General features: G+C 35.8%; 9 protein-coding genes. 3 read left to right on the top strand and 6 right to left on the bottom strand.

The window, feature by feature from the left end:
* The first annotated feature begins 1 nt into the window (after position 1).
* The gene (locus tag AACU95_RS13010; protein WP_237612009.1) at positions 2-736 is read left to right on the top strand and encodes a DNA-binding protein; all 735 of its coding nucleotides are present in this window, start codon (positions 2-4) and stop codon (positions 734-736) included.
* Positions 737-990: 254 nt separating this feature from the next.
* Positions 991-1,908, top strand: a complete 918-nt coding sequence (locus AACU95_RS13005) for a bestrophin family protein (RefSeq protein ID WP_004249454.1) — start codon at positions 991-993, stop codon at positions 1,906-1,908.
* 81 nt (positions 1,909-1,989) lie between these two features.
* Here the strand turns inward: AACU95_RS13005 and AACU95_RS13000 are convergent, their stop codons facing one another.
* The 3 genes from AACU95_RS13000 to AACU95_RS12990 are packed head-to-tail and all read right to left on the bottom strand — an operon-like array spanning position 1,990 to position 4,506.
* Entirely contained in the window at positions 1,990-2,169 is a 180-nt protein-coding gene (locus AACU95_RS13000) for a DUF2474 domain-containing protein (protein WP_004249453.1), read from the bottom strand.
* The gene (cydB, locus tag AACU95_RS12995) at positions 2,147-3,154 is read right to left on the bottom strand and encodes a cytochrome d ubiquinol oxidase subunit II (protein ID WP_012368333.1); all 1,008 of its coding nucleotides are present in this window, start codon (positions 3,152-3,154) and stop codon (positions 2,147-2,149) included. The genes AACU95_RS13000 and cydB overlap by 23 nt, the downstream gene beginning before the upstream one ends.
* Positions 3,154-4,506, bottom strand: a complete 1,353-nt coding sequence (locus AACU95_RS12990; RefSeq protein WP_049236423.1) for a cytochrome ubiquinol oxidase subunit I — start codon at positions 4,504-4,506, stop codon at positions 3,154-3,156. The genes cydB and AACU95_RS12990 overlap by 1 nt, the downstream gene beginning before the upstream one ends.
* Positions 4,507-5,168: 662 nt before the next feature.
* On the opposite strand from AACU95_RS12990, the gene AACU95_RS12985 reads away from it, so the two are divergent.
* Positions 5,169-7,454, top strand: coding sequence for an FdhF/YdeP family oxidoreductase (locus AACU95_RS12985; protein WP_074561620.1), 2,286 nt, complete (start codon positions 5,169-5,171; stop codon positions 7,452-7,454).
* Between the two features lie 72 nt (positions 7,455-7,526).
* On the opposite strand, the gene AACU95_RS12980 is transcribed toward AACU95_RS12985, so the two are convergent.
* From AACU95_RS12980 to AACU95_RS12970, 3 genes are all read right to left on the bottom strand, one after another.
* Positions 7,527-8,438 (bottom strand): LysR family transcriptional regulator, encoded by a 912-nt coding sequence (locus AACU95_RS12980; protein ID WP_004245595.1) that lies wholly within the window; start codon positions 8,436-8,438, stop codon positions 7,527-7,529.
* A gap of 211 nt (positions 8,439-8,649) precedes the next feature.
* Entirely contained in the window at positions 8,650-10,170 is a 1,521-nt protein-coding gene (locus tag AACU95_RS12975; protein WP_036907414.1) for a methyl-accepting chemotaxis protein, read from the bottom strand.
* Between the two features lie 155 nt (positions 10,171-10,325).
* Positions 10,326-11,894, bottom strand: coding sequence for a methyl-accepting chemotaxis protein (locus AACU95_RS12970; protein ID WP_004245601.1), 1,569 nt, complete (start codon positions 11,892-11,894; stop codon positions 10,326-10,328).
* Positions 11,895-12,010 lie beyond the last annotated feature (116 nt).

Here is a 12,010-nt window from a genome sequence, read left to right as displayed (position 1 = left end):
TTTGTTATTTCTAATTGTTTTGATGGTTATTTGCAGGATTAGAGTTTTATGGTTGGCAAGAAAAAATACAATAACTGAAAAGGATTTTAAAACCTTCAAAGAGTATAACAATATTGAAGATTATGAAAAAGAAGCAAAGCAAGCTGTTTATGCAACAACAATAAGCAAAACTCTTTTTGAAAAATGCCAATGTCTCATAACATTAAGAACAATGCTTGAATCCCTACACACTGATTATGAAAAATATGAAAAAGTAAATCCGTTATTAATGGAGCTATTACGCAAAAAATTTACTTTTACATACTCCGCTTTCATTACTATCTATCCAGAACCCATCGAAGAAAGCGGGCTAGAACGATTTAGTTTAATTAATACAAAAAAATACTGTCCAGAACATGTATGGAAACATATTCTCAAATCCGCTATTTATACCAATGAAGAATTGGATGACTATTTTGGGTCGCAGGAATTACCCCCACTGGAGCGGATGTGTACAGATATGGATTTATATAACGAGTTTAAAGGCACGGTTTTATTTGATGAAGTGATCGGGTGCTATGTTGATGAAGAAAACGAAGGATCTCAAATTTTTGATAATGAGGTTTATTCTGTTACCGAAGAACAGTTACGCCAGTGGCTAGATGAAGAGCTTGCATTTCTGAGTTATGTCACTGAAGGTCTTTTGAATATTTGTATTGAATACATAAGAAAAGAGAATGGAATTATAAGGGTTTGAAGTGATGGACAAAAACAAACTTAAAAATCTTAAGTTTTTTTGAAAATACCCCATTGGTTCAGCGTTTGAATTATTCCCTTTCTGAAGATGAGGAAAGAAATTAAGTGTATTATGAAAGTCTGAACTTTCGGACTGGGCTATATCAACTATATTGTTGATATAACAATCTTAATCTTTCAATAGAATTAATTAGATTATTATTTATTTTATTGCGATAATAACTTAACAAACTTTCTTTTTATATCACTATTATTATGGTCATACGTCCTAATCAACACTGGTTTTTTCGGTTATTTGATTGGCACGGTTCAGTGCTATCAAAAATAATCTTTCGCTTATGTCTTAATATTGCAATGTCTATTATCGCTATTTTGGTTTATCAATGGTATGAATTATTAGGTATTCATTTAACTGTTGCCCCATTTAGTTTATTAGGTATTGCTATCGCAATATTTCTTGGTTTTAGAAATAATGCAAGTTATAGCCGACTTGTGGAAGCAAGGACATTATGGGGAAATATGTTAATTACCCATCGCAACATATTAAGAAATATAAAAGCCTTATTACCGGAAGATAAACAATTTAATCGTGACTTTTCTAATCTACTTATTGCTTTTAGTTGGAGTCTAAAACATGAGCTAAGAAAAACAAACCCAATGGTCGATCTCTATCGCCTCTTACCCCGACCTTTATTTGATGAGATAATGAATAGCCCTTACCCCACTAATCGGATTTTATTGCATATTGGCCTAAAAATTGGTGAATTGCGAGATAACAAAGTAATAAGTGATGTTATCTTTCAATCAATTAATAAAGATATTAATAACTTATCTGATGTATTGGGTGGCTGTGAACGTATTTCAAATACTCCTGTACCTTTTGCCTATACGCTCATATTGCAACGTACGGTATATCTATTCTGTGCTCTGCTACCTTTTGCATTGGTTGCCGATCTCCACTATATGACGCCATTTGTTTCCGTATTTATCTCTTATACTTTTTTATCTTGGGACTCATTAGCTGAAGAGTTAGAAGATCCATTCGGTGTTTCTGCCAATGACTTACCATTAAATGCAATATGTAACACCATAGAAAGGAATTTATTAGAGATGCAAGATATCACTCCACTCCCCATCAGAGTTAAACCTGACCAATATTATAATTTATTGTAATTAATAAAATAAAAACAAATAAAAAAGACAGTGTTAATTAATAACACTGCCTTTTTTATTAATAATACATCTTTTATGTTATTAATGCGTTCTCATTCCTGCGCTGTACATTAATAATTTAAATAATGAGGCGATAATTGCAAGACTTAATACACTTAAAGACCAAATAATTATCATCCATCCGATTTGTTGATACCAACGAGCTTTCTTTTTCGTTGGTTTTATTGTTAAAAAATGACTAATGATAACTTTCATTGGCATTTACCTTTCCACGAAATACATAATAACTCCAACTGGTATAGGCTAATATCACAGGAATAATTATAACCGCTCCAACTAACATAAATTGCTGACTTAAAACAGGTGCTGCCGCCTGCCAAATCGAAATAGAAGGTGGAATAATATAAGGAAAGATACTGATCCCTAATCCTGCAAAACCAATAAGTACCAATAAAAGTGATAATAGAAAAGGCTGATAATGACCATAATTATAGGCACTACGAACAATGCCCCAAGCACAAGCCAATACGAGCAACGGAACAGGTAATAAAAAATATAAATTAGGTAAACTAAACCAGCGTTGTGCAATATCTGCATGTGTGAGTGGTGTCCATAAGCTTACTATTGCAATCACCACCAGCAATGTAATAGCCAGATACACCGTTATAGTGCACATTTTACGATGCAGTTGATGCTCTGTTTTCATAATCAACCATGAACTGCCTAACAATGCATAAGTGACTAACAAAGCAAAACCACAGAAAATAGGGAATGGTGTTAACCAATCCAATGCCGAGCCACTGAAATGGCGCTCTGTCACATTAAAACCATTAATAACTGCACCTACTGTGATCCCTTGGCAAAAGGTAGCAAGAAAAGAGCCACCAATAAAAGCTGAATCCCAAAATAGGCGATGTTTAGGAAGTGCGTTAACGCGAAATTCAAATGCCACACCACGGAAAATAAGCCCAATAAGCATCAATGTCAGTGGTATTGTTAACGCATCAATAATAACTGCATAGGCAAGAGGAAAAGCACCATAGAGCGCAGCCCCTCCTAATACTAACCATGTTTCATTGCCGTCCCAAACTGGTGCCACACTATTAATCATGGTATCTCTTTGTATTTTATCTCGGGTAAAAGGCAAAATAATGCCAATCCCCAGATCAAATCCATCTGCAATAATATACATAAGTGTGGCAAAAATAATGATCGCAAACCAAATCATCGAAAAATCAATATTCATTATTTTTCACCCTGTGTTAATTGGCCGGATTTAAGCACTACAGGGCCTTTCTTCATCAGATGCACCATATAAAAATACCCAATGCCAAATACTGAAAAATAAACCAAAATAAAGGCCAATAAGCTCAAACTCATTTGAATATCACCATGAGCAGAAACGGCATCTTTGGTACGTTGTAGACCATAAACAACCCAAGGCTGACGGCCAATTTCTGTGGTAAACCACCCCGCAAGGATCGCAATCAGTCCTGTAGGCCCCATTAATAATGCAAAGCGTAAGAAAAGGGGTGAGTGATAGAGTCTTTTCTTCTTACGTAAAATAACGCTCAACAAACCTAAGCAAATCATCAGCATACCTAAACCTGCCATGACTCTAAATGACCAAAATATAATGCTAGAATTAGGTCTATCTTCCGGCGCAAAACTTTTTAATGCCGGAATTTGCTTATCTAAACTATGGGTAAGGATCAGGCTACCTAAATAAGGAATTTCAATCGCATATTTTGTTTTTTCTTCTGCCATATCTGGGATGCCAAATAAAATCAGCGGAGTCGCTTCTTTCGTTGCATTATCCCAATGCCCTTCTATAGCTGCGATTTTAGCCGGTTGATGTTCTAGTGTATTTAATCCATGAGCATCTCCTACAAACGCTTGTATGGGGGCAATAATTAGTACTAACCATAAGGCCATAGAAAACATTTTTCGTACAGGTGCTGTATTTTGTCCTTTTAATAATAACCATGCGGCACAAGAGGCGATAAATAAAGCACTGGCTAAAAAAGCCCCAATAGACATATGCAATAAACGGTAAGGGAAGGAAGGATTAAACACGACCTGTAGCCAATCAACAGGCACGACAACACCATTTTCAATAGCATAGCCTTGTGGTGTTTGCATCCAACTATTGGATGACAAGATCCAAAAAGTAGAAATCAATGTGCCAAGCGCTACCATACAAGTTGCAAAGAAGTGAAGTTTTCGCCCCACTTTATTCCAACCAAACAACATAATGCCAAGAAATCCCGCTTCTAAGAAAAAGGCGGTCAAGACTTCATAAGTTAGCATCGGCCCTGTGATACTACCGGCAAATTGTGAAAAACCACTCCAGTTAGTCCCGAATTGATATGCCATCACTAACCCTGATACCACACCCATACCAAAGTTTACGGCAAAAATTTTTATCCAAAACTGATATAGAGAAAGGTAACTTGGTTCTTTTGTTTTTAACCATAAGCCTTCTAATAGGGCTAGAAAGCTAGCTAATCCTATGGTGATAGCAGGGAATATAATATGAAATGAAACGGTAAACGCGAATTGTATTCTTGCTAGGTGAAAAGCATCTAATCCAAACATAATGCCTCTCTCGATATAAATCTATATTCTATAAATTTATTCATTATCTATTATCCTAATTATATTTTTCTCACAAAAATCTTATTTAGTTTTTATTATGAATGCTGATTAACCTCACTTTATTTTCAGAAAGTAAAAACTGAAGATAGTGAGTTTATATAGATATACTATTTAAATTCCCCTCTCTTAATTACTAAAAAAGAGAACAACAAAAAATCATTACGTAATAAATCACATAACGATACCATGGTAGCCAACAAACTGTTATTTCGTCATTTTTTCAATAAATCAAGTTTAAAAAACTTGTCCATTAGCGTACTAACATTTTTAACCAAGTAATAACAGAGAGTCAAATAAATTGATTTTATCACACGATAGATATGCTCTATCATCATATAAAATAAAGTTATAAAGCGTCATTTAGCCTATTTTACTCATTGACAATATAATTACATTATTTTAACTTCTTAAGTAACAGAAGAATTGCAGATTATATAATTTTAATACCAATAACTTATTATTTATTGGTATTAACAAGTTTGAATATATCCTTTATTCCTAGTAAGAAATATATTTTAAATTATATAACCATATTGCTTTTTATATTCACCTGCCAACTATTCATCATTAAATATTATTATTAACGTTTTAGGAATGCCTATATGAGTAAGAAAAAATCACCTATTCCTGGAGTGAAACCCTATAATGGACCCGCAGGAGGATGGGGGGCATTAAAAGCAACAGCAATCGCGGTACGCACTCAAATGGATGCTTTTATTGCACCTAAAACATTGCTTAATACTAATCAGCCTGATGGTTTTGATTGCCCCGGCTGTGCATGGCCAGACAAAGAGCATCATTCTACTTTCCAATTTTGTGAAAATGGAGCTAAAGCGGTCACATGGGAAGCAACAAAAAAAAGAGTCACACCTGAATTTTTAGCACAACATACCGTAACAGAATTGCTGACAAAGTCAGACTTCGAATTAGAAGGCTACGGTCGTTTAACCCATCCTCTCGCTTATGATGCAGATACTGACACTCTTCGTCCTGTGACTTGGGAGCAAGCATTTACTCGTATTGGTGAGCTATTAAGAAATATGCCATCACCTGATAGTGTTGAATTCTACACCTCAGGTAGAGCTTCCAACGAAGCCGCGTATCTATTCCAACTGTTTGCGCGAGAATATGGCACCAATAATTTTCCTGATTGCTCAAATATGTGTCATGAACCGACTAGTGTAGGCTTACCTCAATCGATTGGCATAGGTAAAGGCACAGTTTCTTTAGATGACTTTGATAACACTCAACTCATTATTGCCATTGGACATAACCCTGGAACTAATCACCCAAGAATGATGGGAACACTGCATGAAGTAGCTCGTCGTGGTGTACCTATTGTTGTATTTAATCCATTGAAAGAACGTGCTTTAGAGCGATTTACCGACCCTCAAAGTGTTATTGAGATGGCGACTTATAGCTCAACCAATATCGCCTCATCTTATTATCAAGTCAAAGCCGGTGGTGATGCTGCGGCGTTAAAAGGCATTATGAAAACCTTAATTGAGTGGGATAATGAGCGTGGAGATATTCTCGACCACGATTTTATTGCTGAGCATACACTAGGTTTTGAAGCCGTAGTTGAAGATCTTAAACAAACTTCTTGGCAAGATATTGAAAGTGAAAGTGGCCTTTCGCAAGCAGATATTGAGAGTGTCGCACTCCTTTATGCCAATTCTCCGGCCACCATTATTACCTATGGTATGGGGATCACCCAACATAACAAAGGTACAGCGAATGTGCGTCTGATTGCTGATTTGTTATTAATGAAAGGGAATATTGGTAAGCCGGGTGCTGGCATATGTCCATTACGTGGGCACTCTAATGTGCAAGGTAACCGAACTGTTGGGATCACAGAAAAACCATCTGTCGAATTTTTACAAAAAATAGAACAAACTTTTGGTTTTAAACCACCTTATAAACATGGTCACGATGCAGTTAACGCAATGCAAGCGATGGTTGATGGCAAAGCAAAAGCGTTAATTTGTTTAGGGGGTAATTTTGCCGTGGCATTACCCGACCCTCAACAATCATTTGCTGCAATGAGAAAGCTTGATTTAAGTGTACACATCGGCACTAAATTAAATCGCTCTCATTTATTAACGGCAAAAAATACCTTTATATTACCTTGCTTGGGAAGAACAGAATTAGATGTACAAGCATTAGGTCGTCAATCGATCACGGTCGAAGACTCAATGTCAATGGTGCATGCCTCTTCTGGCAAATTAACACCCGCTTCACCATTATTAAAATCAGAGCCTGTCATTGTTGCAAAAATGGCTGCTGCAACACTGACAGATAGCAAAACCCCATGGCTAAGATTTACGGAAAGTTATGATCTTATTCGCGATATGATTGAAAAAACCATTCCCGGATTTGATAATTACAACCAACGAATTCGTATCCCCGGTGGTTTCCGTATGCCACTCCCTGCCGTTGAGAGAGTTTGGAATACCCCCACAGGTAAAGCCATGTTCTCGGTATTTAAAGGTGTGAAAGAGAATAAAATGGTCATGGGTGATGATGTTCTTCGTTTAGTCACTATTCGTAGTCATGACCAATATAATACGACCATTTATGCACTTGATGATCGCTATCGTGGCATCTTTGGTAGACGCGATATACTGTTTATGAATAATGTCGATATGATAGCAAGAGGCTTAAACGAAGGTGATAAAGTCACCATTGAAACGGTCAGCGAAAATAGAAAACTACAGCTTGATAATATAACTGTTGTTTCATTTAGCATTGCTCCTGGCACAGTGGCCGCTTATTACCCAGAAGCCAATGTCCTTGTACCATTAGATTATATTGATAAAGAGAGTGGAACCCCCTCTTATAAAGCAATACCTGTCAGAATTTATGATAAAAAAACACAAGTCGCTTAATCATAATTCATACGCAAAACAAAAAACAAAGGCGAGCTATTTATTAATACTCGCCTTTTTATCTCTATCCATCTATAGACCTGTACTTTCTAAGTAAGTACGCATTTGTGCAAAGCATTTTTCAATTAATATAGAGCGCGGCTCTTCTTTGCGGATCACAATCCCCAATGGGGCATTAATGGTTGCATCAACAATAGGTACAACATCTAGATCTTGGCTGAGATTTTCCATACCTTTAGCAATAGGGACAATCGAGGCGCAAAACCCTGCATTAACTGATTGTATAAGATGTAATGTAGAACTACTTTCGACCAACACCTTGGGGTGTAAGTTATAACGCTGAAAAGCTAAATCCACGGATTGCCTAAAGTGATTCTCTTTATTTAATAAAGCCAATGGTTGTTTAACCGCTTCATGCCACGAGATAGTTCTTGTTGAAGGCATAAAGTGATTGCGATGAAATAAAAGCCCTAACTCCGTTTGTTTTAATGCATAAATTTCATGCTGTTGAGTATTCGCTTTTTCCAAATAGCAGATACCAATATCAAGACTATTACTATTAAGTCGATCTATAATATTTTCACTATTCGTTGAGAGCACTTGAAAACTTATCTCAGGGAATAGTGCCGATATTTTCTGCAACATCAGCATAGGATTTAAATTGGTTAAAGGCACAATACCTATACGCAGTTGCCCAAATAGTTGCTGTCGAAAGTTAGCGGCTTCTGCTTGTAATCCATCGTAAGCAGATTGCATAGTTTTCGCCCATTTTAATATTTTCTCGCCTTCTTCGGTAAATCCCTCAAAGCGAGAGCTACGCTTGATAAGAACCACATCAAGCTCTTTTTCTAAATTACGTAATCGCATTGATAAGGTAGGTTGCGTAACATGGCACATCTCGGCAGCTTGACCAAAATGTTGCGTTTTATCCAAAGCGATTAAATAAAATAACTGTTTAATATCGATACGCAATAACCTCGTCATTTGCAGGTGAAGGGAATAGTTATCTGTTTTTATATTGCACTATTAACAACACTAAAGTTTGCGCTGTCTATAATTATTTTTCAATAATAAACGAAGAGAAAAGAAATAATCGCCTTATCGATTAGCCATAAAATAAAAAAACTCACCCTAATATTTCAACTAAGGTGAGTTTATTTTTACTAAAATATTAATGTATTAATTAAAGATAAGCTTATTCTTTGATTTGAAAAACTGATACTTTATCGGTCAGATTTTGTGCTTTTTCATCTAACATCATGGTTGAGGTGGCTCCTTGTTCTACTAAAGCCGCATTTTGCTGAACCACAGAATCCATTTGATTTATCGCGACGGCTATTTGTTCAATTCCCACTTTTTGCTCTTCCGATGCAATGCTAATTCCCTGCATGATATCGCTTACTTTGGTAATTGAGGTGACAATTTCTTGTATATGCTCACCGGTTTTATTAACCAGTTCACGACCATGTGCGACATCCGCCACAGAAGCTCGAATAATCTGATTAATTTCACGAGCGGCTTCCGCACTTCTGGCTGCTAAATTGCGAACCTCTGTTGCAACAACTGTAAAACCCCGCCCTTGCTCCCCTGCACGAGCGGCTTCCACTGCCGCATTCAACGCAAGAATATTGGTTTGACTGGCAATATTGTTTACCACGTCATTGATTTCAGCGACTTTTAACGTACCGACTTCAATTTTTTTCATCGAAGTAATGGCATCATTCATAATGCTAGCGCCATCAATAGCCAAATCACGCGTTTGTGCTGTGATAGAGTTTGCTAATACGGCATTATTGGTATTATTCACTACCGCAATTTTTATCTCTTCCATGCTGGCTGCGGTTTGTTGCAATGCACTCGCTTGCTCTTCTGTACGAGAAGAGAGATCTTGATTACCCGCTGCGATTTCTGCTGAACCGCTTTTGATCACTAATGCCTCTTCTTTCACCAAACCAATAGTCGATGTCAGTGCATTTTGCATATCACCGACATGAGAAAATAGTGTACCAAACTCATCTTTTCTATTTTTGGGTAACGAGAAGTTTAAATTCCCTTCTCCCACTTTTTGCAAAATGGCAGAGAGTGTATTGAGGTTAAAGAGAAAGGTTTTATTAACCCAACGGATCACTAAATAAAGCAGTCCAATCAGTATCACTAAAGCAATACATGTAGTGTAAATAAAGAGTTGAAACATCCATTTTTGTTCGTCTTCAATTTGATCATTAACATTTTGAGTTATCACTAAGTATTCATCAAACAACTCAGCAAGTTTTGAAAAATCTTTCGATAAATCAATATTTTCATAAGCTAGCGTATCAATAGGCGCAATAATAGTATCGACGAGTTTGATAAATAGTGCCGATAATTGTTCTGAGTTTCTTTGTGCGTCAGCACTGATTTTGCTTTCCCTTTCCCAAGCGTTAATTGTCTCTTTTGATTTAGCCGCTAATGTTTTAGCTTCAGAAACTAATCGAGCTTTGGTTTCTTGCATATCTAAATTTTCATGACCAATATTGACTAAAAAGTTAACATGAGAGCGTATGGTTGCTAGTTCATATCTTGCCTCTTGTACATTATTTAATCTCGTGGTTAACGAGTTTAATGAAGCAAAATTATCCTGCATTTGATAAATAAAAAACGATGATAAAGCTGATGTCACTAAGAAAATAGCTAATAGTATAATAGAGCCTACTTTCGCTGTTCTTTCAATACTCATGAAATAATCCACCCCGGTAATTAAATAACATAAATGTATTCATATATCGGCAGTGGATAGATTTTATTTACTCATTAATCAGAATTATCGACACAAATGTTTTACACACACCACCCTCAGTGATAAAAGATGATGTTTTATACTATTATGGTAGTTTATTCTTGTTCATTGATTAACTCTTGTTTCTGCTCTGGCTCTTTTTCAAGATCGTCAATATTAAAGACTGCGACATTATCCATCAGCACTTGTGCTTTATCGTTTAACATCATGGTAGAAGAAGCGGCGAGATCGACCAAAGAGGCATTTTGTTGTACTACCGTATCCATTTGATTAATTGCTACTGCAATTTGTTCGACACCAAGACGTTGCTCTTCAGACGCTAAACTAATCCCTTGCATGATCTTGTTTACTTTTGAAATGGAAGAGACAATCTCTTGCATGCACTCACCGCTTTTATTAACTAAATTTGTACCATAGGTAACATCATTGATAGATGCTTTAAGAACTTGGCTAATCTCTTTTGCTGCTTCAGCACTTTTTGCGGCTAAGTTCCGTACCTCAGCGGCCACAACGGTGAACCCACGCCCTTGTTCGCCTGCTCTTGCTGCTTCTACGGCGGCATTTAAGGCCAAAATATTAGTTTGATTGGCTAATTTATTAATAACATCATTAATTTCCCCAACTTTCACTGCACCTTGTTCTATTTTCTTCATCGATAACACGGCTTCTTTCATGACATTAGCGCCATCCATAACAATGTCAGTAGATTGATTAATAATATTATTTGCTTCAATTGTGTTATCGGTATTGTTAGCAACGGCTATTTTGATCTGCTCCATACTGGCAGCGGTTTGTTGTAAAGCACTGGATTGTTCTTCTGTACGAGATGAAAGCTCTTGATTACCAGAAGCAATTTTAAATGCGCCCCCTTTTATATCCATAGCCTCTTTTTTGACAGAAAAGATTGTCGAGGTTAATGCTTTTTGCATATCACTGACACGAGAAAAAAGTTTACCAAACTCATCATTTTTTACTTGTGGTACAGAAAAAACCAAGTCAGCATTACCTACTTTATTTAATATCTCAGACAATGTATTAAGATTAGAGACAAAGGTTTTATTGATCCAATGAAGCACAAAGTACAAAACAATTAATAAAATAATTAATGAGATAATTGTTGAGTAGATAGAAAACTCAACCATTGAATCTTGTTTATGAGTAAGGTAGAGACTATTTTTATTTCTAGTCTGAATATATTTTTCAAATAATTGATCAAGATGTTCAAAATCTTGATCAAATTGATTAGCTTTTATCTTTATTGTCGCTAATTTATTAGGATCTAAAACTAATTTATCTATCAGATTATAAAATAACGTCGAAATATCATCAGCATTTTTTTGTGCTGCAACAGTCATTTTCTTCTCTTTCACCCATGTTTCCATGGTGTTTTTAGCCATGATAGCTAGCTTTTTATTTTGCTGAATAATTTTGTTACGATCTGCGACACGACTATCTTTGTCTTGTAATAGATAATTGACATTAGAACGCATAATAGCCAGTTGATAACGAGCCATCAACACATCGTCATAACGTGCAGATAAGACATCAACTTGAGTAAAATTGTTTTGCATTTTATAAATAAAAAATGAAGATAAGGCAGACGATAGAATAAAAATCAATAACAGTAAAGAAGAGCCTAATTTTACGGTTCGTTTAATACTCATGATAAAAATACCTATATGCGCATATCGATAAGATTTATTTTTTATCGACACAATGATATTTTTATTTAATTATTAGAGATAACACTAGGTCATTGATTTTTATTTTAAATAAATTT

This window comes from Proteus sp. G4415 (genome assembly GCF_963896075.1).
GTDB lineage: Bacteria > Pseudomonadota > Gammaproteobacteria > Enterobacterales > Enterobacteriaceae > Proteus > Proteus mirabilis.
The sequence above is the reverse complement of the archived record's forward strand: the minus strand, read 5'-3'. Positions and strand labels throughout refer to the sequence as shown.